The sequence below is a fragment of the Ralstonia sp. 24A2 genome (genome assembly GCF_051783885.1).
Lineage (GTDB): Bacteria > Pseudomonadota > Gammaproteobacteria > Burkholderiales > Burkholderiaceae > Ralstonia.
Genome location: NZ_JBPVZD010000002.1, coordinates 226,315 through 250,736, shown reverse-complemented (window position 1 = coordinate 250,736; position 24,422 = coordinate 226,315). Strand labels below are relative to the sequence as shown.

The window sequence follows — 24,422 nt, the reverse complement described above, 5'->3', positions numbered from 1 at the left end:
GTTACTGCACGGCCGCCGCCGCCGCCGCCGCCGCCGGCGCCAGGTCGACGCGCAGCGTGCCGTCCGCATCCATGCGCGTGGTGCCGAGCGCGGCGGCCTCGCGGTAGTGGTACAGGTCAAAGCGCAGCGGCCCGCGCGCCGATGTGTCGGTGACGAGCACGCGGCTGTTGGTCACCAGCACGTTGTACATCTTCAGGTCACCCGACTGGATCCAGATGCGGCTGCCGGCGTCGGTCGGGGCGGGCGCACACATGGACGGCGCCGGGCCGAAGCCGAGCACCAGACCATCGGGCGTCACGCGTGCGGTCTGCATCTGGCCGAGCAGGCGCGGCGGCGGGAACACCGTGGTCTGGTCCAGCACCATCGCATTGCCGTCCAGCTTGGCGCCGCCACGATCGAGCGGTGCCAACTGCGACAGCTCCAACCCCATCCCCTTGAGCATCGCCAGCGTCTGGACGCCCATCACGCGCGCTTCGCTCGGCGTGTAGACGAGGTAGCGCGACTCCTTGAGCGAGAGCGTGCCGCGCATGCCAAACGGCATCCACACGCCCGGAAAGTGGTTGCGCAACTTGAGCCCGCCCGACACGTCGAGCACGCCATCGCCCGGCGTGAGTGACAGCGCATTGAGCGAGCGCGGCGCGTAGTCCAGCAGGTACGTGTTGAACAGCGCATCGAGCGATGCCTTGGGCACCGTCACCTCGCCGCCGAGGATGCGGATGTCGAACTGGCTCGGGTCGTCCATGTCGACTGGCTGGCCCGGCGTGTGCGGCACGAGCTGCGCGGTGAGCTGGTGCACGTGGAAGCCGATGTCGCCGGTGATGCGGAAATCGACATCGCGCATCTGCACCACGGGCGGAGCGGAGCGGGAGTCGCGCACCGCAACGGCGCCGTTGGCGTTGGCCGCACCGGAGGTCGGCTGGCAACGCTGGGCCCACTGCTGGCGCACCGTGCTCAGCTCCTTGCGCTGGGCGCTGGCCATGGGGGGCTCGTCTGCACGCGCGAGCGTACTGGCCAGCAGGCCGGCGAACCCCAGCGCCAGCAACACCAGGCGCAATGTGAGGGCAGCGAGGGCGATGGCGGGGGCGATCATGGCGCAGTCCTCTTGGCGAGTTGCAGTGCGGGTTTGGCGGGGTTGCCCACCGGTTTGGCTGCGAGTTTGGTCGCGGGTTTGGCTGATCTGGCCGCGGCGAGCATGTCGAATGACGGCATCAGCACGCGAATGCCGCCATCGGTCGAGAAGCGCAGCGAACCGGCAACGAGCTGATCCCGGTAGCGGTACAGGTTGAACACGAAGGGCTTGGTCGGATCGGCAACCACGATGTCGATGCGTGCGTTCATCGGCATCGAGCGCAGGAAGCGGATGTCGCCGCCGCGAAAGAGGATGTACGGACGCTGCGCATCGGCGGCGTTGGCCAGCGGCGGCATCTGTGGGTTGCCATCGCCGATTTGCATGACAAGTCCGTCGCGCGTGACGCGGATGGCGGAGAGCTTCAGATCCAGCGCCGGCGGCGGGAAGAGCTTGGGCACCTGCATGACGATCTCGCTGCCGGTCAGCTGCACGGCCGGCGTGGACACGGGCAGCAGGTCGGCCAGCTCGATATGCGCCGCGCCCATCAGCGCGCCGGCATCCTGGCCTTGCACCTTGACCACGTGGGGGCGGAATACGATGGTTTGCGCGTCGCGCAGCACCAGCGGGCCACGCAGTTCGATCGGCACCCAGGCGCCGCGGCGGCGCATTTCTGCGCGCATGTCGAGCGTGCCGTCGTCCAGCGTGAAGCTGAAGCGCCGCAGAGGCGGATCGCTGCCTGGCCCGCGCGCGAAGACCACGGTGTTGAACAGCGCGGCCATGCTGTCGGCGCTCACGCGCACCGTACCGCTCACGGGTTGCAGCGTGTACGACGACACGTCGTCTAGCCAGACCGGATCGCCCGGCTGACGCGGCACCATGCGCAGCGCGAGCTGGTCGACCAGGAAGCCGACGCCGCCGTCAAAGCGGAAGTCGACATGGCGCAGGTACGAGATGGCATCGGGCTGGCCGGAATCGCGCAGCGTGGTCGGGCGGACTTCACGCGTGGCGAGGTTGCCCGACTGGAACGGCGCACGCGCTTGCTGGCGGGCGTCTTCCAGTTGCTTGGCCTTGGCCGCTTCGATGCCGCCGTGGCCGTCACCGGCGCTGGCACAGCTTTGCAGCAGCGCCACACACAGAACGCCCGCAGCCCGGAGCACCACCCTACGGTTGCTCAAGTTCAAGTCCCACATCGACGGTCTCCTCGTCGCGAGAATCAGCCGGAAGGTCCGGCAATCGGCGCGGTCATGGCGCCACGCTCGTGTAGAATTTTTTGCATGCCTGCCCGCAAACCAACCGGCGATGCCGGTCCGCCCGCTGCTCCGCCCGTCCGCGAATTCACCATCGATGAACTCGCGCGCGCGGCCGAGACCACTGTCCGCAATGTCCGCTCGTACCAGGACCGCGGGCTGATCGACCCGCCTGAGCGGCGCGGGCGCGTGGGTATCTACACGCAGGCGCATCTCGGGCGGCTCAAGCTCATCAACCACCTGCTGGCGCGCGGCTACACGCTTGCCAACATCCAGGAACTGCTCAAGGCCATCGTCGAGGGGCATGATCTGCGTTCCATCCTCGGGCTCGAATCCGCCATCAGCAGCCCTTGGTCGGACGAGCAGCCCAAGCATTTCTCGCTGCTGGCGCTGGCCAAGCTGTTCGGCCGCTCCATGTCGCGCCAGGCGCTGGCCCGTGCCATCTCGCTTGGCATGCTGCAACCCGATGGCCTGGGTTATCTGGCCCGCAGCCCCAAGGCATTGCTGGCCGGCGCGCAGATGGCGAAAGCCGGTTTCCCGCTGGTTGAAGTGCTCGATATTCTCGAGCGGGCCCGTCCGCATACGCAGGCCGTGGCCGACGATCTCGTCTCCATGGTCGTGCGCGAACTCGACAAGTACGGCGAAGGCCAACTGCCGCCGGTCGAGGATGTGCCGCGCCTGGTCGACGTGATCTGGCGCATCCGCCCGCTGGCGCTGGTGGCCGTCGAGGCCGAACTGATGCGTGCGCTCGAGATCGCTGCCAACAAGTACCTGGGCGACCGCGTGGCGCAGGTCATCGAGCATCTGCACGAACCGCCGAATCCTTCGAACTCGCCGGACAAAGGCTAGTGTCTCCGGCGCGCCCATGCGTGGGGCGCGCCTTGTCTATTTCTAGTTTGATCCTGATTTGGCCCCGGCATGGTCGGTGCCGCAGGTGTTTTGAATGCCTGCTCAGGACCCGGCTGCACTTGCTGCCGACAGCTTGCGCCGGATCGACGGTGACGGCGCTTCGCCATTGGCGGCGGCATACGCTTCAATCTCCGAGATCAGCTTGGGCAGGCGCTCAAGTGCTGCGCGGTTGTCTTCATCCCACGGGTGGAAGGACGGCCGGAAGAAATCAAAGAACTCCGGAATGATCTTGCGCAGCGGCGCTGGGTGAATCCACAGGAAGTGGAACGCCTTACCCAGGCCGAAGAACTTGTTCCTGCAGGTGCGATCCGCAAAGATCAGCCGCAGGTGCACGTAGAACACCATCGACCAGAACAGCACCGTGGTGGTCAGCATCACCGAGGTACGCAGGATGTAGCGGCGCAGCCCCGGCTTGATGGCGAGGTTCCACACGTCGTAGCTCACGGCCTTGTGCTCGGTCTCTTCCATCGCGTGCCACAGCCAGACCTGCCGATAGCCGGGCTGGGAGTTGCGGCCCAACCCGTCTTCATGGCTCAGCACCTGATTGGCCAACATGGCGGTGTAGTGCTCCAGCGCCACCGTCACCGCCAGTTGATGCGACTTGGGCGTGTACTTGCGCAGCACGTTGAGGAACTTGCCGACAAAGCGGTCGATGCGGTTGGCGGGCAGGCCGGCGCGGTCGAGCAGGTCGTTGTACAGCACGTGCTCGCGCGTGTGCATGGCTTCCTGGCCGATGAAGCCGGCCACGGCCTGCTTAAGCTCGGGGTCGGTCACCAGATGGCGGTAGTTGCGCACGCTGTCCATGAAGAAGCGCTCGCCGGTCGGGAAGAAGATCGACAGCGCGTTCAGGAAGTGAGTGACGTGGTGGCCTCGCTCGTGCCAGTTGCTGATGCGATCAGCCGGCAGGTGAGGATGCACGTCGCGGCGGACTGGCATCATGGGCGGTTCTCCTGGGATGTGGTTTCTGCGAGGCGGCGCGCGGCGCGCCCCTGGTCGAGGAATGCACAGAGGTCGGTCCCCACGCGCACGGGGTCTTCCTCCATTGGGATATGGCCGAGTGCCGGATACAGGCGCAGCGTGGCGCCGGGAATGCGGCGGGCAAATTCACCGGCATGCGCGGGCGGGATCCACCGGTCGCGCTGGCCCCACAAAATGAGCGTGGGCACTCGGATCGAGGCCAGCCCGCTGGTATCGACATCGTCAAAGCGGAACTTCGGCACCATCTGGCCGATGGCCTGGCGGGCGCCGTCGGCGTAGAAGAAATCGGTGTAGCGACGCAGCGTGGGTTCGGACACGCGCGACGGGTCGCCATACACATCGCGCGTGGCGGCGCGGATGATGCCCTCGGGCAGCATCCACGGCGAGGTCAGCCGCACGGCGAGGTGGTTGAACAGATCGATGTAGATCGGCAACTGCATCGGGAAGCCGGCGGAGTCGATCAGCACGAGCTTCTCCACACAGCCGGGGTGCCGTACCGCAAAGTCCCACGACACCATACCGCCGAGCGAGTTGCCGATCAGCGTGAGCTTCGACAAGCCCAGCGAATCGACAAACGCGTCGATGAAGTCGCGGTACAGCGGCAGCTCCATCGTGCGCGGGCGGCCTTGCGCATCGCGCAGCGGGCCGGTGATGCCGAACGGCGGCAGGTCGAGCCGGATCACGCGATAACGCCGCGTGAGCTGCGGCAGCACGCCGTCCCACGTGTGCAGCGAGGCGCCAAAGCCGTGGATCAGCAGTAGCGTGCCTTCGGCATTGGCGGCGCCTTCATCGGTGTAATGCACGCGCGTGCCCATCAGCGGCAGGTAGCGCGATTGCGGCTTGGCGTAACGGGCGATCAGCACGTCGCGGCCGATGCTGCGCAGACCGAGGCGGCCGGGGCGCAGCATGGCGCGTGCAACGTTGAGCAGATTCGCGCGCGGGGGGCTGGCGAAGTGTTCGAGTTCAGCGGTGGTGGCCGTGTTCATGCGCGGCCCCTTATTTGGCACGTGCAGTGGCCGGCGCCGTGTCCTCGCGCAGCGCCTTCTTGCGCGTGCGGCGCGCTTCGCGCACGACCAGCGCCTGATACGCGGCAGGCAGCACGCGGGCCATCACGTCGGCGGCGTGGGCGTCGGGGCCGATCAGCACGCGGCGCTTGTTCTTGCGCACGCCATCGAGGATGACCTCTGCCGCCTTCTCAGCGGTGGTGATGAAGAACTTCTCGAACTCGGCTTTACCCTGCTGTTCGTCGCGGACCAGGAAGCCGTTCATGCTCGGCGATACGCGGCTCGACTTGGCGATGTTGGTCTTGATGCCGCCCGGGTGCACGCACGTGGCCGACACGCCGCAGTTCATCAAATCCAATTCCTGGCGCAGCGCCTCCGTGTAGCCGCGCACGGCGTACTTGCTGGCGTTGTAGGCGCCCATGCCGGGCTGCGCGAAGATGCCGAAGATGCTCGACGTGTTGATGATGTGCCCATCGCCGCTCGCCTTGAGCAGCGGCAGGAACGCCTTGGTGCCGTGCACGACGCCCCAGAAGTTGATGTTCATGATCCAGGCCAGTTCGTCGTCGTCCATGCCTTCGATCGTGCTGGACAGCGCCACACCCGCGTTGTTGAAGATCAGGTTGACCTTGCCGTGCGCGGCAGCCGCTTCTTCGGCCCAGCGGTAGACGGCGCCACGGTCGGCCACGTCGACCGCGTGCGTGGTGACGCGGATGCGGTCGCCTTCATGTGCGCGCACCAGTTGCAGCGTCTGTGCGAGGGCGGCTTCGTTGCGATCGGCCAGCGCGAGGTGGCAGCCCTCGCGCGCCAATTGCAGCGCCAGCGTGCGGCCCATGCCCGATGCGGCACCGGTGATGGCGGCAACCTTGTTGTTGAATGACTTCATCGCGGGGTCTCCTGGTTTTGCTGCTTGTCTTGTATGGGCTGGTGGTGCATCCCTTGTTTCATCCCCTGCCGGGGCTGAGTCACTTTCTTTGTCTTGCCAAAGAAAGTAACCAAAGAAAGGCGCGCCCGAGATGGCGACCCCCTCCTTGAATTTCTGTCGCAGGGAGGGGAAGGGGAAAACTCGCTTCGCTCAGACAGTTCCCCTTCCTTTTTCCTCCCTGCAACAGAAATTCAAGGCGCCATCTAGGGCAGGGAACGGCCACACCGTCTGGGCGCTTGTGTTAGTGGCACGGTGTGGGTCGGGGCTTTAAACACGGTCGAGCGCTTCCTCGTTCGGGGTGTTCTGAGCGGCAGCAGGCACGGTGCGCGCCGGCACGCGCGACGGCACGCCCTTGGGCACGGGCATCGGGCGCGTGCGGTAATCAGCCAGGCGGAAATGCGCGGTGGCGCGGCGGAACTGCCACGTGAATCCCGGCCACAACGTGGTGTTCTTGCCGGTCTTCGGATCGAGGTACCAGCTCACGCAGCCGCCGGCCGACCAGATCGCATTCGACAGCCGCTTCTGGATGCCGTCGTTGAAGCGGCGTTGTACGTCAAGGCGCACGTCGATGGTCGCCACGTTGTGTGTGCGCATCGACTTGAGTGCATCCACGATGTACGCCACCTGCGACTCGATCATGAACACCATCGACGAATGGCCGAGCCCCGTGTTCGGGCCCACCACCATGAAGAAATTCGGGAAGCCCGACACCGTGGTGCCCAGGTAGGCCTCGGCACCGTGCTTGTCCCATGCGTCGACGATGTCCACGCCTTGGGCGCCGAGCAGCACGCCGCGCGGGAACGGGTCCGTCGCGTGGAAGCCCGTGCCGAAGATCAAGCAATCGACCTCGCGCCGCGTGCCGTCGGTGGTGACGATGGCGTTGGGTTCCACACGCGCGATGCCGGTGGTGATGACGTCGACGTTCTCACGCGTGAGCGCCGGGTAGTAGTCGTTCGAGATCAGGATGCGCTTGCAGCCGATGGTGTAGTCGGGCGTGACCTTCTGGCGCAGTACCGGGTCGGCAATGCGGCGCTTGATGTGGCCGCGCGCCATGCGCTCGACCGCCTTCATCAGCTTGGGATGCACCACAAAGCCGAGCACGCGCGATTCGAGCATCCAGTAGATGCTGGTGCGCATCAGTTTTTGCGTGAAGGGCAGATGGCGGAACAGCCAGTGCTCGGCGCGCGACACCTTGCGGTCGGGTTTGGGCAGGATCCACGGCGGGGTGCGCTGGTACAGGTCAACGCGGCCGGCCTTGGGGGCGATCTGCGGGACGAACTGGATGGCCGACGCACCCGTGCCGATTACCGCCACGCGTTTGCCGCGCAGGTCGTAGTCGTGTTCCCACAGCTGCGAGTGGAAGGCCTTGCCCTGGAAGGTTTCGATGCCGGGAATGTTCGGCCACGACGGACGGCTCAGGCCGCCCATGCCCGAGATCAGCACGCGGGCGCGGTAGCGGCGGCCGTCGGCCATCTCCAGGTCCCACGCGCCGGCTGCTTCGTTGAAGGCCGCACGCGCCAACTCGTGGTGAAAGCGCACATGCGGGCGCACACCGAATTCGTCGGTGCAGCGTTCCAGATAGGCGCGGATTTCCGGCTGCGGCGAATACATGCGCGACCAGTCCGGATTGGGCGCGAACGAAAACGAATACAGGTGCGATTGCACGTCGCACGCGCAACCTGGGTAGTGGTTGTCGCGCCACGTACCCCCCACCGAACCGGCCTTCTCGAAGACGAGGAAGTTGTCGATGCCGTGCTGCTTGAGCTGGATGGCCGTGCCCAGGCCGGCAAAGCCGGTGCCGATGATGGCGACATCAATCAAGGCCGGAGCCTCGGTACTCGGGTCTGGGCGGGAGGGGTGGAACAACAAGTCGGACCGTGCATTCACGTGGTGTCTCCGTGGGCACCACATGATGGGCGCCTCTTAATGTGACATTGATCGATGTCATCGTAGGAGGCGACCCTGATTGCGTCAATCGGCCGATTGGAAAGGAACGTCTAGAAGCGGCGTATCAGGCGCTTGAAACGGATTTTCCTTATGAATCCGTCACTTGCGTGCGGTGCACAACGTCGTGGCAGGCGGTTTCGAGCGTCGTCATCAAGCGCTTAAGGTGCGCGAGCAGTCGCATTATGCGTTCGCCGGCGGAGCGGAGATCGTTGTCGGCCGCGCTGAGGATGGCATGGCGGAAGGCCTGCATTTCCGCATCAACGGAAGGGCTGCGCAGCAAAGCCAGGGCGCCGCCCGTACGGTGTGCCCATTGGCGCAGGGCGGTGCGGTTGGCCGTTTCCAGCAGCACGCGCAGCTGCTGCGCATCGTCACCCAGAGACGCAAGGAAGACCTCGACCATGCCGTCCGCTGCGGCGCCTGTGCCCAGCGTGCGCTGCAGATCGTTGAGCGAGACCGCGAAGGACGCGTCGTCTGTGACGGCAGCGTCCTGTGCATCGTCGGATGGTGTTGCGGCCGGCCACAGTGTTGACAGTGCTTCCTGCAAGGTGGCCAGCGTGGTCGGCTTGAGCAGGCTGCCATCCATGCCGACGGTGCGGCAGCGTGCATGTTCTTCGGCCAGTGTGGTCGCGGTGATGGCGATGATGGGCAGGCGCGTGCCATCGGCGCGTTCCTGCTCTTGCTTGCGGATGTGCGCCGCCAGGTCGAACCCGTCCATGCGCGGCATATGGCAGTCGGTCACCAGCGCGTCGAAGTGGCCTTCGCGCAGGCGTTCGAGCGCGGCGATGCCGTCTTCCGCCAGCGTGACGCGGTATCCCAGCAGCCGCAGTTGCTTGGCGATCAGCTCGCGGTTGATGGGGTGGTCTTCTGCCACCAGGATGTGCGCGCCCAACGCCTGGTTGGGCACCGGGAGCGACGCGGCAATCGCCGGTGTACTGGCCGGTTTCACCACCTCCGGCTGCGGCAAGGCACGCTCGCAGGCGTGCAGGAAAGCGAGCCAGCTCAGCGGATTCACGCTCAGCACCGCGCCGCGCTTGGCGTAGCGCACCTCGCGCGTCACGCAAATCGTCCCGGGTTGGGCTTGCTGCGACGTGGTGAAGAGAATGTCTGCGTGGGCATCCGACGTGACACGCAGCCCAGCAGCCTCGGCAAATTGCGCAAGGCAGTGTTGGTCGATGGCCGAGTCCACATGGATGGCAACGCTGTGGCCTGCCAATTGAGGCAACGCATAGTGCGTCGCTACGACCGGCACCGACAGTTGCAGTGTGATGGTCGTGCCGTGCCCGGGGGTGCTGTCCATCTCGAGCGTGCCGCCCATCAGCCCGGCCAGCTGGCGCGAAATCGCCAGGCCCAGGCCGGTGCCGCCGTAGTTGCGCGTGGTCGAGCGTTCGGCCTGGACAAACGGCGCGAACAGCGTGGCCTGCACCTCGGGCGTGATGCCGATGCCCGTGTCAGTGACGTGGATGGCGATCTGCGCGGCGCCGCCGTCAACGTGGGTGCATTCCGCCTTGAGGCTGACGCTGCCGCGATCCGTGAACTTGATGGCGTTGGATAGCAGGTTGAACAGCACCTGCCGCACGCGCACGCTGTCGACCGAAACGGTGGCCGGCACGTCGGCCGCCACGTCTACGTGCACGGCCAGCGATTTTTCGTGCGCACGGCTGGCCAGCAGACCGACCGTGCCGTCGAACAGTTCACGCAAGTCCGTGTCCACGGGCAGGATGTCCAGGCGCCCGGCCTCGATCTTGGCGTAGTCGAGGATGTCGTCCAGGATGTGCAGCAGCGCGCGGCCGGAATCCTGCACCAACGACACCATCTGCTTCTGCTCACCCTCCAGCTTGGTCTGCTGCAATAGCTCGACCAGGCCCAGCACACCGTTCATGGGCGTGCGGATCTCGTGGCTCATCATGGCCAGGAAGCGATCCTTGGCCAGCAACGCCGATTCGGCCGCGTTCTTGGCGGCTTCCAGGGCGTCGGCCTGTTCCCGCTCGGCGGTGACATTGCTCATGTAGCCGTTCCAGACGGTGCGGCCGTTCGCCTCACGGTGCGGGATTGAGCGCGCATGCAGCCAGCGGATCGAGCCGTCGTCACAGACGTGGCGGAACTGCTGATCGAATGGCGTCAACTGCTGCGCAGAAATACGCACCGCCTGCAGCATGCGTTCCCGGTCGTCTTCGTGGATCAGAAGTTCGGGCGTGGACAGATAACCCAGCACGTCATCAGTGTGCGCGCCCAGGGTTTCGTACGCTTTGCCGGCCACGTAGGTGCCGCGTCCCTGGGACTCGCCAGGTTGCAGTTCGAACTGGTAGACCAGTGCCGGCAGCGATTCCGTCACCTCGCGCAGGCGCCGTTCCAAGCGCTCGGCGCGCGCCTGTGCCTCGCGAATCTCGCTGATGTCGACCACCGAACTGATGATGCCGCCGGGTTGGCCGTCGCGCAGATGGAACGGCTCGACCCAGTACAGCACGTTGCGCGATTGCCCGTCGGGCGTGGTGATGAGGATCTCTTCGCGCGTGCTCTCGTCTGTCTCCAGGGCACGCCGGTTGATGTCGGACAGATAGGCGGTGTTCCTGGTCGAATACAGGCCAAGTTCGTCTGGCGTGCGGCCCAGCAGCGCCTCGCGCGGGTGATCGAACATGCTGCAGAAGGCGGCGTTCACGGCCACGTAGCGATGCTGCGCATCCTTGGCGGCCAGCGGGAAAGGTACCGACTCCATCAGCGCCCGCTGGAAGTTCAACTGGCGGGCGAGTGTTTCTTCCGCCATGCGGCGCTGCCGGTTTTCGCGGCGCAGTTGCAGGTGCTTGATGAACAGGGCCACCAAGGCGGCCAATACGATCGCCACCGCCGGTCCGAACTTGGCAAGCAGCGCCGAGGCCGACGGCCCCAGTTGATAGCTCACCGACAGCCACTTGTTACGGATGCTGATCCGTTCGCCCTCGGGCATGGCGAACAGTGCGCGGTTGATGAGCGGCACCAGCGTCGCATAGCGCGCCGATACGCCCACGCCGATGCTCTCCGACAGGTTGGCCGAGCCCGTCACCTTCAGCTCGCCTGGGAAGTGATGGCGGATCAGCGCGTCCACCACCGGCAGATTGGCAATGGTGAAATCGGCCTGCCCCGTGGCCACCTGAGACAGCGCGTCGTTGGGCGACGCAGCGGACACGATGTGGATTCTCGGCACGTTCTTGCGCAACACATCCGCCAGCGTATCGCTGCGCGGCAGGGCGACCACCGTGCCGGCCAGCTCGGGCAACGCCGCCACCGCCAATGTATCGCTACGCCCAACCACGACCATCGGCATGGTGTCGACCGGCTGGCTGAACGTGAAGCCGGGCGGGTGGTAATCCTGGTCGGACAGGCCCAGCAGGATGTCGACCTCGCCCGCGCTTGCCTTGGCCAGCGCGTCGGCCCAGTCACGCACCTGCACGCGCTCGAAGCGCAGGCCGAGGGTGCGCGACAGGAAGCTCAGATATTCGGGCAGGATGCCGAGCAGTTCGCCGCTCTGCTCGTTGAAGCTGTAAGGCATGTAGTCGGCGTCGGCGGCGTAACGTAGCGGCGGCAGCGACGCCAGCATCGTCCGTTCTCTGTCTGATAGCGGCAAGGCCACAGTGTTGGCGCCGCCCTGGGTGATCCAGCGCGTGCGCAGGTCGCTCACTGCCGCGTCGGGCAATTGCGCGAGGTGGCGGTCGATGTAGCGGATGAGTGCGGCGCGGTCGCTCGGTGCCGCAAAGTGCAGTGCATCGACCTGCTGGTTGACCAGTTGCACGACGGACAGAGGCCGGTAGCGCGGCTGCAACATCAACTCACGTGTCGGATAGGTGACGCCTACGTACGCGTCCGCCTCACCGTGCAGCACGGCGTCGAGCGCATCGGTGGGCGTGGGCGCGCTCACCATGCGAATGCTGGGGTACTGGCGCGGCAGTTCGTCCATGAGTGGCGAGCCCTGCTCCACCGTGATGCGCGCGCCGGAGAAGAACGGATTCTGTGCCACTCGCATGTTGTCGTTGCGCGCAACCACGGCCGTTGGCCGCTCTAAGTACGGTGCGGAGTAGTCGAGGCAGCGGTTGTATTCCGAGCGCGGCACCACGCTCATGATGATGTCGACCTCGCCACGGCAGGCGGCGTTGACGAGCTCGTCGCGGCGGTTGAACACGCGCGGCACGATGCGTACGCGGTCTTGCGGAATCAACTGCATGAGCAGATCACCCGAGAAGCCGGTGAGCTTGTCGGCGGCGACACCTTCGAGCGGCATCATCGATTCGCCGACGACCCCCACGGTGAGCTTGGACGGGATCTGGTGAACGAGCTGGACGGCATGGGCTGCATCCTCCGCGCGGGCTTCGTTCGCGCTGCCCAGCCAGGCAAGCGCCGCCGCGCAGGCAAGCAAACCTGCGCCAATGCCGCCGCGCATCCGCGTCAGCGGCGACAAGGTAGAGAACCGCACGCGCCAGCCCATGGATCAGCCCTCGAGGGTGCCAAGCAGGCCGTGTCGCACGGCAAAGTCGAACAGTGCCGCCTCGGTGGTCAGCGCAAGCTTGCGCATGCCCGCCTGCTTCTGTGCGCTGATGGTCTTGACGCTGCGGTTCAGCCGTACGGCAATCTCGCTGACCGTCATGCCGGTCACGTACATGCGCAGCACTTCCAGCTCGCGCTTGCCGAGCAGGTTGATCGGGTCGTTCTCGGCCGGTTCCGGCGCTGCGGCACGGCGGATGAGCTGGGCGTCGAGCTGCGGCGAGAGGTAGATGCGGTCGCTCAGTGCAGCGCGCACGCCTTCGAGAATGTGACGCGGTTCGTCGGACTTGCTGACGATGACCTTGATGCCGGCGCGCAGGATGTTGCTCATCAGGGCGCGCGTCTCCAGCATGGTCAGCACCATGATGCGCAGGTCCGGATGGCGGCGCGCGAGGAATTCGAGCAGGACGATGCCGTCGCCGTAGCGGCTGCCGGGCATGGCGTAGTCGGTGATGGCGATGTCGCAGCGCACGCGGCTGAGCACCGAGAGCAGTTCGTCGGCACTGCTGGCTTCTCCCACCACCTCGAAGCCGTCAACCGCCGAAACGAGGTGCCGCACCGCGGTCACCACGCCAGGGTGGTCATCTGCAATCACGAGTTGGATGGGGGGCTGCATGTCAACAAGTCTCCAGAGCGCGTAACGTGCGGCAACCTGTTTGCCGCATTGCTGAGAATCGCCGAAGCAGCAACGTGGGAAAATCGGAAAAGTCTTATTAATGCGCCGCGATCTGCGCGCTCCTGGTGCAAATTCGTTAAGACATGTCACGAATTGGGTGGCGTGTCTGATCCGAGGCCGAGCCGTCGTGCGTGGCACAATGCACGCGCTCCAAATCTGCTGATCTCCATGACACCCGACCTGCCCACCACTCCGTCTGCTGCCACGCGCCAGCAGAGCGCTGAACGCTCCACGCTCGTGAGCGCTGGGGTCAATTGCCTGCTCTCTGCAGGGCAGATTGCGGCTGGGTTGTGGTCGCACTCGCAGGGGTTGGTGGCCGACGGGCTGCACACGCTGTCGGACCTGATTGCCGACGGCATCGTCTTCATCGCCAACCGCAACAGCCACAAGGGGCCGGACGAAGACCACCAGTACGGTCACGCGCGCTATGAGAACGCCGCATCGCTCGGGCTGGGCCTGCTGCTGGTGGCGGCCGGTGCCGGCATGATCTGGGCGGCCGTGGAAAGCCTGCGCTCGCCGCAGGGGCCGGCGCCGGTGCACGGCCTGGCGCTGGTGGTGGCGCTGATTGCGCTGGCCGCCAAGGAAGGGCTGTTCCGTTACATGCTGGCCGTGGCCAAACGCATCGGCTCACGCATGCTGATTGCCAATGCGTGGCATGCACGTTCCGATGCGGTGTCGTCGCTGGTGGCGGCGATTGGCGTGGGTGGCAACCTGATGGGCTACCACTGGCTGGACCCGCTGGCCGCGTGCGTGGTGGGGCTGATGATCGGCCGCGTGGGCCTGCGCTTCGCGTGGGAGGCGCTCAATGATCTGATGGACCGCGCGCTGCCGCCCTCAGAAGTGCAGGACATTCGCGCCAGCCTGGCGGCCACGCCGGGTGTGCTCAGCGTGCACGACCTGCGCACGCGCGTGACGGGCGACCAGGCCCTGGTGGATGCGCATATCGAGGTGGACCCGCGTGTGTCCGTCAGCGAAGGCCACGCCATTGCCGTGCGTGCTCGCGCCAGCGTGCTGGCCGCGCACACCGCCATAGCCGTGCTCGACGTGCAGATCCACGTCGACCCGCGCGAGCGTGTCTCTACCGATCCGCTACCGTTGCCCGACCGAGACGCGCTGCACGCTGCGCTGGCACCGCTGCTGCCGGTCGGCACACCGCTCGATGCCCAGCACTGCGTGCTGCATTACGTGGATGGCGCGGTCGAGATGGACCTGATTCTGCCACCCGCGCTGGCTGCGGAGCACGCCCGCATCGCCGCAACACTGCACGCGCGCTGGGATGGCCTCGTGCGCCTACGCGTGCTGAGCACCGACGCCTGAGAACCTGCTCACGATCCTACTGCGCAGCCCTGATCGGAGCTCACGCGCTGCTCGGATTCCTCATGGACTCAAGTCCATTCCGGTTCCTGCGCCGCTCTTCACCCCGCTGAGGGCCGCTCGCTACGGATCGTGAACAGGTTCTGAAGCCAGACGTCTAGCGGCACTGATCGACCGCGTTGGCCGGCTGCACCTTGGCCGGGTCGAAGCGCAACTGCTCCAGCCCCTTTTCCGTCAGCGAGAGCCAATCGAGTGAACCCGACGTGCGCAGCAGCCCGATGCTGCCCACCGGTCTCCATTGCACCGTCTTGCCATCCGCGTTCATCAGCGTGCCCGATAGCGTGAGCGAATCCGGCCCAGCCTGGAACTGCAGCAGACGGCCATCTGCGGCGGGGGTGTAGGCGGTGCTCTGGTTCACGGCGATGCTCGCTTCGCGCACCGTTGCAGGCATGCACGAAATGGAGGCGCGCACCTTACCCGTGCTGTCGATCAGATCGGCAAAGCCGTTGCCCTTGGCCACACCCACCAGCAGGAATCGTTCGACCGCCGGCAACCACGTGACGCTGTAGGTGTAGTACTGCAGATGCTTGTGCAGGACCTGCTCGCCGGTGACGCGTCCGCTGACCGGGTCGAAGATGGCGATCTTCAGGTTGGCCTCGGTCTGCCCGGGCACGAACTGCTGCCAGGCCAGCAGCGCGTGCGTGCTGCCGCCGGCCACCATGGGCCACCACTCGCGGCGTTCGTCAGCGATGTTGACGTCGTGCAGGCGGCGGCCGCGTCCGTCATACACCTTCACGTAGACGCCGTTGCCGCTGCCCAGGTTGTCGACGCCGCCACCGTTGATCCAGCCATCGGAATAGAACACCACGAAACGGTCACCCACGGCCGTGATGTGGCCCGAGTGTCCGCCCGATTCCACCTGTTGCGGGTACGGCTTGATCGGGCGCAGTGCGGTGTTGTAAAGCCCAAAGCGCTGCGTGACGTTTTCCGTCGTGTTCCAGCCGTCTTCGAACGACACCATCACTTGGCCCGCACGGTTGCGTGCCACTGTTACGGGCTCCTGCGCCTCGGGCTTCTGGATGAAGATGCGCGGCGCGTCCAGCACCCCCGTATCTGCATGCCACTGGGCGACATACACATCGTGCGGCCAACTGCCGTTGCGATCTGCGCCGCGCGGCGGCAGGCCCGAGGCGCTGAAGAACACGTTGAAGGTGTTGGCAGTTGTGGCCGGCACGGCGCCAATGCCGTGCATGTACTGGCGCGGGTCGGGCGTGCCGGCCAGGGCCAGCGTGGGCACGGCCAACGTGCTAGCCAGGCAGGCCAGGCCCAGCAGCGTGCGCAGCAGGAAAGGCAGGAAGGACGTCGGTCGGGGCATGCGGTGCTCCATAGGCGCTTCATCAGGGGGCGGGGTGCAAGGGGAGTAGCAATTGCGGAACCCATTGGGCCGTGCCCCCGCGTTGAAGTTGCTGCGCGAACGGGGGAGCCCGTTCGGCGGAGGGTGGGCCTACCCCCTCGCCATGGCAATCAAGTTTCGGCCCCACCTGCCGTTCTCATGGGCAAGAGCGGAACCCATTCCGCCAATCCCTTCCCCAGCACGGCCAGAGTGGGCTTAAGCCCGCCGCCCTCCGCGCTAAAACCGACCAACACGAGAACAACATGACCCAGCAAGTCAGCAGTGAGTCGAGCCGCCGATGGCGCAGTGAAGTGACGGAGGCGCTATCTACCGTGCGGCAGCAGTTTGGTGTATCACCGCAAAGCCTGCCACGCGAGGCGCTGCTTGCCGCGCTGACGGATGCCATCTGGGCGCAGCGCGCAGCTTATGCGCGCATGCGTGAGGCGCTGGTCATGCAAACCGAGTTGGCTGACGAATCGATGTGACCTGTGCGCGCCGGTGTGTCGCATGGGCGTTTTCTTCGAGTAGGTGATGTGATGCGGTACTGCGGTTCGCTGGATCTGGAACATCTGCTGCGCCAGCCGTTTGCCCAGCTCGGCCGGCTGGTGCGCGACACCGAAACCGGGCAGCCCCTGCCCCCGGTCGAGGTGGCTGCACGCGCGGTGCTGCTGCGCGCCGCCGGCTACGAAGTCATGCCCATGTGCACACATCACGACCATCGCGGCTTCTGTCTTGGTCACTCGGACCAGCCCATCGGCGTGTAAGCGCCGTTCCTACGACGGCTGCGTCACCTGCGCGTATGCAGCAGCACATGCACGCGCACCCTGTTGCGAAGACGCACTAGCGCATCCAGGCACACGTTGTATTGCGTGGCGCCCAGGACACTTGAAAAGCGTTGCACAGCGCACCTTTGCAGCCAATCCGTTGCCAAACGGCAAACGGTAAAAATGACTTACATTCCCCCGCTTTTTGGGCCGATGGTTCTGGTGCATCCTGAATCAAGATCGGTCGCACGCATCGACCCGTCACACTCGATGTCAGGCCAGCAATGCATCAACAACACCGTGGGTCTGGGGTCTGGGGAACAACATGACAACGCGATATCTCAGCAAACAAGAAATCTACGATGGGGCCGTGCGCCATCTTTTTGGGCAGGGCGGTGCCGCCATCCTTCCGCGTGGCGGTGCCGCGTATCACGGCCAGGGCGGCCGTTGCTGCCCGATCGGCAACCTGATCAGCGTGCGTGACTACACCACCTCGATGGAAAGCGTGCCGGTGCGCACCATCCTCAAGCCCGCCAACGAGATCCCGCGCTATATGGATGCCGGTGTCATCGCACTGCGTCGCGCGCTCAAGAAAGCGCGCATCGATGTGGATGACTACGACACAGTGGAGTTGCTCTCCAAGCTGCAGAACGCGCATGACGTGTTCGGCACGTGGGAGTGGAAAGAGCGTCTGCATTCGATCGCGCATCAGTTTGGTTTGAGCGGCGCGGTGGTCGACGCGTTCTGACGCGGCGCCGCTCAGCCTGATGAAACCCGGCCCCGCGCCGGGTTTGTCATTTCAGCGCATCGAGTTCCGGGTAGTGGCGGAAGATGCCCATTGTGTTGAACGGAATGCGCCGTGGGGATTGCAGATACGCCGCAATGTTCGGCTGCGCGGCCACGCGGTCGTGCAGGGCCGTGAGGTACGGCAGGCTGTGTTCATAGCGCTGCATGTGACGCGGGAACGCATAGCGCAGCCCGGCCACGATCTGGAACAGCGACAAGTCCACATAGGTAAGCGCGTCACGCACCGCCCAGGTGGGGCCAGCGGGGTTGCGAGTGAGTACGCGCTCGAAGTAGTGCAGGAACTTGGGGGCGCGGTGGGTCAGGAAATCCTGCGCGCGGCGCAGCGCTTCGGTCTGCTGGTCTTCGTAGTACTCGCACGAGGCGATGGGGTGGTGCGTATCGTGAATCTCCACGACAAAGTCGGCAATCGTGAGCTGCAGGCCGTGCGTCCACAGACCCCCGGCCTCGTCCTGTGGTGCCAGACCGTAGTGCTGGCCCAGGTACAGCAGGATGTTGGCCGTCTGCGGAATCACCAGCGGGCCGACCACCAGAAACGGCGGCGCGAACGGCGGTGTGGCGATGCCGGCATCGTCGAGGAAGGCCTCGATGGCCACCTCGTCTTCACGGCCGAGATCGGTGTACGGCACCGCCGCCTGTTCGAGCGCGAGGCGGACAAATTCACCGCGGCCCTGGATCTCGGGCCAGTAATAGAGCGTGGTTTCCATGGTCGGGCAGAAGAGGGCGGGCGGCGCAGCGTGCCGCATCGCAGCAGAAAAGGTGGCTGCAAACGATAATAGGCGGTCGCCTCTGCGCTTGTTTCCCATTCCTCCGCTGTGACCGCCCCGTCTTCCAACGCACCCGCCATCGAACCTGCCGATCCGTCCCGCTGGCTGGTCCGGGGGCACCCGGGCTATCTGCGCGCCAATCTCGCGCTGTTTGCCGCGGGCTTCTCCACCTTCTCGCTGCTGTATTGCGTGCAGCCGTTGATGCCGCTGCTGGCGCATGACTTTGGCCTCACGCCCGCGCAGACGAGCCTGGTGCTGTCGGTATCGACGCTGTTGCTGGCGTTTGCGATCCTGTTTGCGGGGCTGCTGTCGGAGTCGATCCACCGCAAGACGTTGATGGGTGTGTCGCTGGTGCTGTCTTCCGGGCTCACGCTGCTGGCGGCGGTGCTGCCCGGCTGGCATGACCTGCTGATCACGCGTGCGCTGCTGGGCATCGTGCTGGGCGGTGTGCCGGCGGTGGCGATGGCGTATCTCGCCGAAGAGGTGCACCCGCAGGGCCTTGGCATGGCGATGGGCCTGTACGTGGGCGGTACGGCCTTCGGCGGCATGGCCGGGCGCGTACTGACCGGCGTGGTGGCGGACCACACGGGCTGGCGCGTCGCCATGGGCGTGACCGGTGCGCTGTGCCTAGTGGCCGCGCTGGTCTTCATCTGGCTGCTGCCGCCGTCGCGCCGCTTTGTGCCGCGCAAGGGTGTCGCGCTCGGCGATTTGTTCGATACGCTCGCCGCGCATCTGCGCGAGCCGGGCCTGCGTGCGCTGTTCGCCATGGGCTTCCTGCTGATGGGCGGCTTCGTCACGATCTACAACTACGCGAGCTTCCACCTGCTCGACGCGCCGTACGCCCTGAGCCAGACGGCGCTTGGGGGCATCTTCATGGTGTACCTGCTGGGCATCGTTGCGTCGGCATGGTTTGGGCGCATGGCCGATCGGCATGGCCGCGGTCGCATGCTGCTGGCGGGCACGGCACTGATGTCGGCCGGCGTGCTGCTGACGCTGGCGGCCCCGCTGGTGTTGGTGATTGGCGGGATTGCGCTGCTGACCTTCGGCTTCTTTGGGGCACACGCGGTGGCCAGCGGCTGGGTGGGGCGCCGTGCGCAGCGAGCCAAGGGGCAGGCTGCAGCGCTGTACTTGCTGGCGTACTACCTGGGTTCGAGTGTGATCGGCACGGCGGGCGGCAAGCTGTACGCGCTGTGGGGCTGGCCCGGCGTGGTGGTGCTGGTGACGGCGCTGATGCTCTGTGCGCTGGGTACGGCGGCTTGGTTGTGGCGGCGCGCGCCCATGCCGCCCGGCGCCAAGCGTTGAGGCTGCACGCAGCTCGCTGACGGGCGAGGCGCGGAGGAATTCGGGTATGGTGCAGTGTTCCGTGTCTGCACGATCGCATTCCTCATCATGCGCACCCACTTCCTGTTTCTGACGCGGCAGCTGCCGCTGCTCGGGCTGTTTCTCCTGATGCTGGGGGCTGCGCCGAATGTGGTGCATGCGGCGCCGATGTCATTCTCCAAGCTGGCGGGGCTGTCTTCTTCCAGCGGCAGCGCCTCGGCGCCGGCAGCCACACCTGCGCAGACGCGCGAATCGCTCGACGCCGTCATCACGCTGCTCGACAACGATCAGCAGCGCGCTTCGCTCGTGGGTGAACTCAAGCAGTTGCGCGACGGCGTGACCGCACAGCAGAAGGCGCAGGCCGAGCAGGCACCGGGGCTGCTTGGCGCGGTGGCCTCGCTCATCGAGAACGGCTCCGTGGCGGCGGACGTGGAATCCGGCGCGCCGCGCTACTGGAAGCGCCGCATCGAGGCGGCCAGCGGTAACGCCAGCCTGCTCGTCGCGCCCGAGAAGTTCACGCGCGTCCTGGCCGACTTTGTCGGCACGATTGCCTTCTGGGCGGCGATCGCCGGCAGCCTGCTGGGCCTCGGCTGGTTGCTGCGCCGCGTGTTCGGCATCCAGGCCGGGCTGGGTGCCCACCCGACCACACGCGCCTTGTTTGTCGACGCGCTGCGCAAGATCGGCCCGTGGGCCGTGTCGTTTGTCGTGCTGATGCGGTGGGAGCATGAAGCCACGCCGGGCTTTGTGCTGGCGGTGGTGCTGGCCTACGCCATCGTGTGGGGTTCGATCATCACGGCAGGTGTGGCGATGCTGTTCTCGCTGTTTGCCGGCAGTGCGCACCGGCGCGTGGCGGTGGAGTACCTGCTCAAGCACGGCATGTGGCCGATCTTCCTGACCGCCTTGCTGGGCGCCTGTGGCGATGCACTGGTCGACCCGCGCGTCGCGCTACAGCTGGGGGGCTCACTCAGCCTGCTGCTGGCCACCGTCTGCAACGTGGTCTCGTCGATGCTGCTGGCGGTCGGTGCCCTTTGGGTGCGGCGCCCGATTGGCCAGTTGATCACCAACCGGCCGCTGGAGTTGCGTCAGGGTGAGCACGCCGGCAACGAGTTCCGCCGCCTGATCGCCGCGCTCTGGCCGGTGCCGGTGGTGGTGCTGGCCGGCGTGACGGTGGCGGCCACGCTCACCATGCCTGACAACGTCGACGCCATTTCGCGCCGCGCGGTGATGACCTCGCTGCTGCTGGTGGCCGCGTTCTTCCTGACGGCGGTGGTGCGTCCGCGCGCAAGCTGGCGCTCGCATCTGCGGTTGGCGCGCAGCTCACCGTATGTGGCGCGGCTCAAGCATTTCTTCACAGCGCTGGTGCAGCTCGGCATCTGGATCGTCTTCGTCGAGCTGGTGCTGCGCGTGTGGGACCACACGCTGGTGGAGGTGACGCACAGCTCGGTCAACGGACGCCGCATCGCCGATGCCATGGCGGGCCTGATCAGCACCGTGTTTGCCACCTGGCTTGTGTGGATCCTGCTGGACACGGCGATTCTGCGGGCGCTGTCGCCGGCCACGTCGCGGGGGCAGCCCAGCACGCGTGCGCGCACCATCCTGCCGCTGCTGCGCAATGGCCTGAAGGTCGCGCTGGTGGTGACGGCAGGCATTGGCGTGCTGGCCAACCTGGGCGTGAACGTGACGCCGCTGGTGGCCGGCGCCGGGGTGATCGGCCTGGCGGTGGGCTTTGGTGCGCAGTCGCTGGCGCAGGACTTCATCACCGGGATCTTCATCCTGATGGAAGACACCATCAGCGTGGGTGATGTGGTGGATGTGGGGGTGGCGTCGGGCACCGTCATCAACCTGACGATCCGCACGGTGCGGCTGCGCGATGGCACGGGCGCGGTGCTGTCGATTCCGTTCAGCCAGATCAAGACCGTGCGCAATCTCTCGCGCGACTACTCGTATGCGGACTTTGAGGTGCGTGTGGCGATGGATGCCGAGCCGCAGCAAGCCATCGACCTGGTGCGTGCGTCGGCGGACCAGATTGCCGGCGAGCCGCGCTTTGCCTACACGCTGCTTGGCGGAGCCGAGGTGTTTGGCCTGGACCGCTTCGATGGTGGCGCGATGATCGTCAAGGGGCGCTTCAAGACGCGGCCGCAGAAGCAGGCGGAGGTGCTGCGAGCCTTCAATGTCGTGCTCAAGGATGCGTTTGATCAGGCGAAGATGCCGCTGGCTACGCCGGCTACGGTGTTGCGCACCTCGCCTGCGTTTGAGCAGTGGATGACGCAGGTGGGTGGGGAGAAGATGGACAAGGTGCCGCCGGCCTCGAATGAGCCGCCTGCGGGGGCGCTTGCCTAAAGGCGTTGGTGGTTTGCTGCTGTTTCGTCCCCTGCCGGGGCCGACTCACTTTCTTTGTCTTGCCAAAGAAAGTAAGCAAAGAAAGGTGCGCCCGAGATGGCGACTTCCCCTTGAATTTCCGTAACCGGGCGGAGACGGGAAAAACTCGCTTCGCTCAAACAGTTTCCCGTCTTTTTTCCGCCCGCTTACAGAAATTCAAGGCGCCATCTAGGGCAGGGTACGGCCACACCGGCTGAGCGCATGGGTTGGCGCCGGGCTTGTTCGGTGAGGCCGTCGTTGGGTGTCAGAACCCGTGGCGCATGCCGACCATCACGCCTGTCTGCGAGGACTTCGGCAGTGCGGCGGCCAGCACGGTGCCGGCGTCCTTCTCGTGGGTGTAGTCCAGGCCGACGTACAGCCACGTGCGCTTGCTGACCACGTAATTCATGATCGCGTAGGCGGTGTAGCGCAGGCCGTCGGGGTTGCGCTGGCGCGTGGCCATTCCGCCCACCACCAGGTTGTATTGCCCGCTGAAGTCGTACTTCACGCCGCCCAGGATCAGGTCGTTCTTGGTGGGGGTGCCATCGCGGTAGTTGATGTAGCCGAGCATGAGCTTGGCGGGGCCGACTTGCACGCTGCCGCCTGTCGTCCACGTGCGGGTGGCGACGGACAGCAGGTCCTTCTGCTGCTCCCATGCGCCGCCCACGGTGACCGGGCCACTGCCGTAGTTGAGCGACAGCGCGCTGTAGTTGCCCGCCGAGAACGCGCCCGCCTGTTCGCCCATGCCGACCATCACGCCGGGGCGCAAGCCGTTGAAATCGCCCACGTACTTGACCGAGTTGTCGATGCGCACGCCGGTGGCGGTGACGTGCCATGCCGTCGCGCCCAGGTTGCCAATGCTCAGTGCGTCGTACTGGCCGGCGGTGTTGAAGACGAGGTTTTCCTGGCGCCCGAACGTGAGCGAACCGAAGCCGCCTTCCAGACCCACATAGGCCTGACGCCCGAACAAGCGCGACGTGGCCGGCGTGACCGGCTTGTAGCCGCCCAGGCCCATGTCGTTGGTGGAGCCCACGCCCGTGTCCGGCGCGAAACCGCTGACCAGGTGGAACACCGCCTTCAGCCCGTTGCCCAGGTCTTCCGAGCCACGGATGCCGAAGCGGCTGCCGCTGTAGTAGCCGCCGACTTCTTCTGCCTTGCCGTGGCCGGCAGCGTCGTTGTTGGTGCTGTAGCGCAGGCCGGTTTCCATCACGCCGTACAGCGTGACGTTGGATTGTGCGTGCGCAGCGCCGCCGGCAAGCAGTGCGGCCAGCGCAGCGGCGGACAGCGGAATGGAACGGATCGAAGTGGTCATGCGGCTCCCTTGTCGTTGTATTGCCGGAATGGGTTTCCGGATTGGCTCGGGGGCCGACTCTCAGGCAAGTCGTGTCTGTAAGGGTTGAAGTTACGCGTGCACCGGCAAAGCGCCGCGCACGCCGCGCCGGTTGGAGCGTCGCACGGTCTTTGTGCGGCGTGCGTAAACCACGGACTTACAGATTCTTGGGGGTTTTCCCTCGGGCAAGCGGTGCGGCGCGGGGCTGCCGCTACACTGGCGACGTTTTGATCCGCCCTCCGCCATGCCTTCATTCTCCGTGCCCGTACTCAACGCCTTGCGTGATCAGTTGCCAGCGCTCTCGCCGGCGCAGCAGGGGGTGGCGCGGCTGATCCTGGAGGCGCCGGAGCTGTCGCTGGAGCAATCGGTGGAGACGCTGGCCGTGCGTGCGGGCGTGTCGATGCCGACCATCGTGCGGATGTGCCAGGCGCTCGGCTTCGAGGGCCTGCGCGAGTTCAAGGCCACGCTGGCCGCCGAGCTGGCGCACGCGCAGCCGACGCTGCCGGGCCACGTCGGCCGGGCGGACCCACCCGCGCTGGTGGCCAGCAAGGTCATCGACGGTGCCACGCGGGCGCTCGCCAAACTGCGCGAGTCGCTCTCCGCCGCCAGCATCGACGCCGCCGCCGAGCGCATCGCCCGTGCGCGCCGTATCGATTGCTATGCCGCTGGTGCCGCGTCGTCATTCATGGCCAACGACATGCAGTCACGGCTGATGCGGTTGGGGCTGGCCTCCAATGCCTACTTCGATGCGCACCTGCAACTGGTGTCGGCTGCCATGCTGGGTGCATCGGACGTGGTGGTGGCGTTCTCACACGTGGGGCGCATGCCGTATCTGCTGGAGTCGATTGCCTACGCGGCGGAGCAGGGCGCCTGCGTGATCGCCATCACCCAGGCGGGCACGCCGCTGGCCGAGCGCGCACAGATCGCGCTGACGGTGGATGTGCCGGAGGATGCGGTGATGCGGGTGGGTACCGAGGCGTACCTGGTGCATCTGACGGTCATCGAGATCCTGATGACCTGCGTGGCGCAGCGCCGCGACGAGATGGTGCGGGCGCGGATGCGGGCGATCCAGCGGTTGCTGACGGAACGCAGCGTAGATCGCCCTTAAGAA

19 protein-coding genes and 1 other RNA gene are annotated in these 24,422 nt (G+C 66.0%); 9 read left to right on the top strand and 11 right to left on the bottom strand.

Annotated features, from left to right (window positions below; translation table 11 throughout):
• Position 1: 1 nt before the first annotated feature.
• Positions 2–1,090 (bottom strand): DUF2993 domain-containing protein, encoded by a 1,089-nt coding sequence (locus ACS13N_RS05970; RefSeq protein WP_438930800.1) that lies wholly within the window; start codon positions 1,088–1,090, stop codon positions 2–4.
• Entirely contained in the window at positions 1,087–2,259 is a 1,173-nt protein-coding gene (locus ACS13N_RS05965; protein WP_438930799.1) for a hypothetical protein, read from the bottom strand. The genes ACS13N_RS05970 and ACS13N_RS05965 overlap by 4 nt, the downstream gene beginning before the upstream one ends.
• An 84-nt stretch (positions 2,260–2,343) precedes the next feature.
• Here ACS13N_RS05965 and ACS13N_RS05960 point away from each other — a divergent pair, with 84 nt between their 5' ends.
• Entirely contained in the window at positions 2,344–3,165 is an 822-nt protein-coding gene (locus tag ACS13N_RS05960) for a MerR family transcriptional regulator (protein ID WP_438930798.1), read from the top strand.
• 102 nt (positions 3,166–3,267) lie between these two features.
• Here the strand turns inward: ACS13N_RS05960 and ACS13N_RS05955 are convergent, their stop codons facing one another.
• The 6 genes from ACS13N_RS05955 to ACS13N_RS05930 form a co-directional block, all read right to left on the bottom strand.
• Complete coding sequence (locus ACS13N_RS05955; protein ID WP_438930797.1) at positions 3,268–4,164, bottom strand: metal-dependent hydrolase; 897 nt, start codon at positions 4,162–4,164, stop codon at positions 3,268–3,270.
• The gene (locus tag ACS13N_RS05950; protein WP_438930796.1) at positions 4,161–5,189 is read right to left on the bottom strand and encodes an alpha/beta fold hydrolase; all 1,029 of its coding nucleotides are present in this window, start codon (positions 5,187–5,189) and stop codon (positions 4,161–4,163) included. Before ACS13N_RS05950 ends, ACS13N_RS05955 begins: the two co-directional genes overlap by 4 nt.
• A 10-nt stretch (positions 5,190–5,199) precedes the next feature.
• Positions 5,200–6,090 (bottom strand): SDR family NAD(P)-dependent oxidoreductase, encoded by an 891-nt coding sequence (locus ACS13N_RS05945; RefSeq protein ID WP_438930795.1) that lies wholly within the window; start codon positions 6,088–6,090, stop codon positions 5,200–5,202.
• Between the two features lie 306 nt (positions 6,091–6,396).
• A complete protein-coding gene (locus ACS13N_RS05940; RefSeq protein ID WP_438930794.1) occupies positions 6,397–8,016 on the bottom strand; it encodes a flavin-containing monooxygenase in 1,620 nt (539 codons plus the stop codon).
• A gap of 148 nt (positions 8,017–8,164) precedes the next feature.
• A complete protein-coding gene (locus ACS13N_RS05935; protein WP_438930793.1) occupies positions 8,165–12,517 on the bottom strand; it encodes an ATP-binding protein in 4,353 nt (1,450 codons plus the stop codon).
• A 15-nt stretch (positions 12,518–12,532) separates the two neighbouring features.
• The gene (locus ACS13N_RS05930; protein WP_438930792.1) at positions 12,533–13,201 is read right to left on the bottom strand and encodes a response regulator; all 669 of its coding nucleotides are present in this window, start codon (positions 13,199–13,201) and stop codon (positions 12,533–12,535) included.
• A 228-nt stretch (positions 13,202–13,429) separates the two neighbouring features.
• Here ACS13N_RS05930 and ACS13N_RS05925 point away from each other — a divergent pair, with 228 nt between their 5' ends.
• Together ACS13N_RS05925 and ACS13N_RS05920 are read left to right on the top strand one after the other, a co-directional pair.
• A complete protein-coding gene (locus tag ACS13N_RS05925; RefSeq protein WP_438930791.1) occupies positions 13,430–14,578 on the top strand; it encodes a cation diffusion facilitator family transporter in 1,149 nt (382 codons plus the stop codon).
• 62 nt (positions 14,579–14,640) lie between these two features.
• A non-coding RNA gene (locus tag ACS13N_RS05920) (sX9 sRNA) lies at positions 14,641–14,714 on the top strand.
• Between the two features lie 18 nt (positions 14,715–14,732).
• Here ACS13N_RS05920 and ACS13N_RS05915 read toward each other — a convergent pair.
• Entirely contained in the window at positions 14,733–15,950 is a 1,218-nt protein-coding gene (locus tag ACS13N_RS05915; protein WP_438930790.1) for a hypothetical protein, read from the bottom strand.
• Positions 15,951–16,231: 281 nt separating this feature from the next.
• Between ACS13N_RS05915 and ACS13N_RS05910 the strand changes: the two genes are divergently transcribed.
• The 3 genes from ACS13N_RS05910 (at position 16,232) to ACS13N_RS05900 (ending at position 17,480) form a co-directional block, all read left to right on the top strand.
• On the top strand, positions 16,232–16,453 hold the full coding sequence (locus ACS13N_RS05910; RefSeq protein WP_438930789.1) for a hypothetical protein: 222 nt from the start codon (positions 16,232–16,234) through the stop codon (positions 16,451–16,453).
• Positions 16,454–16,504: 51 nt separating this feature from the next.
• Positions 16,505–16,732 (top strand): hypothetical protein, encoded by a 228-nt coding sequence (locus tag ACS13N_RS05905; protein ID WP_438930788.1) that lies wholly within the window; start codon positions 16,505–16,507, stop codon positions 16,730–16,732.
• Between the two features lie 325 nt (positions 16,733–17,057).
• On the top strand, positions 17,058–17,480 hold the full coding sequence (locus tag ACS13N_RS05900; RefSeq protein WP_438930787.1) for a hypothetical protein: 423 nt from the start codon (positions 17,058–17,060) through the stop codon (positions 17,478–17,480).
• Between the two features lie 46 nt (positions 17,481–17,526).
• Here the strand turns inward: ACS13N_RS05900 and ACS13N_RS05895 are convergent, their stop codons facing one another.
• Entirely contained in the window at positions 17,527–18,243 is a 717-nt protein-coding gene (locus ACS13N_RS05895) for a glutathione S-transferase (protein WP_438930786.1), read from the bottom strand.
• Positions 18,244–18,351: 108 nt separating this feature from the next.
• On the opposite strand from ACS13N_RS05895, the gene ACS13N_RS05890 reads away from it, so the two are divergent.
• A complete protein-coding gene (locus ACS13N_RS05890) occupies positions 18,352–19,605 on the top strand; it encodes an MFS transporter (RefSeq protein WP_438930785.1) in 1,254 nt (417 codons plus the stop codon).
• A gap of 87 nt (positions 19,606–19,692) precedes the next feature.
• The gene (locus ACS13N_RS05885) at positions 19,693–21,963 is read left to right on the top strand and encodes a mechanosensitive ion channel family protein (RefSeq protein ID WP_438930784.1); all 2,271 of its coding nucleotides are present in this window, start codon (positions 19,693–19,695) and stop codon (positions 21,961–21,963) included.
• 283 nt (positions 21,964–22,246) lie between these two features.
• On the opposite strand, the gene ACS13N_RS05880 is transcribed toward ACS13N_RS05885, so the two are convergent.
• Positions 22,247–23,293 (bottom strand): porin, encoded by a 1,047-nt coding sequence (locus tag ACS13N_RS05880; protein ID WP_438930783.1) that lies wholly within the window; start codon positions 23,291–23,293, stop codon positions 22,247–22,249.
• 262 nt (positions 23,294–23,555) lie between these two features.
• On the opposite strand from ACS13N_RS05880, the gene ACS13N_RS05875 reads away from it, so the two are divergent.
• Complete coding sequence (locus ACS13N_RS05875; RefSeq protein ID WP_438930782.1) at positions 23,556–24,419, top strand: MurR/RpiR family transcriptional regulator; 864 nt, start codon at positions 23,556–23,558, stop codon at positions 24,417–24,419.
• Positions 24,420–24,422: the final 3 nt, after the last annotated feature.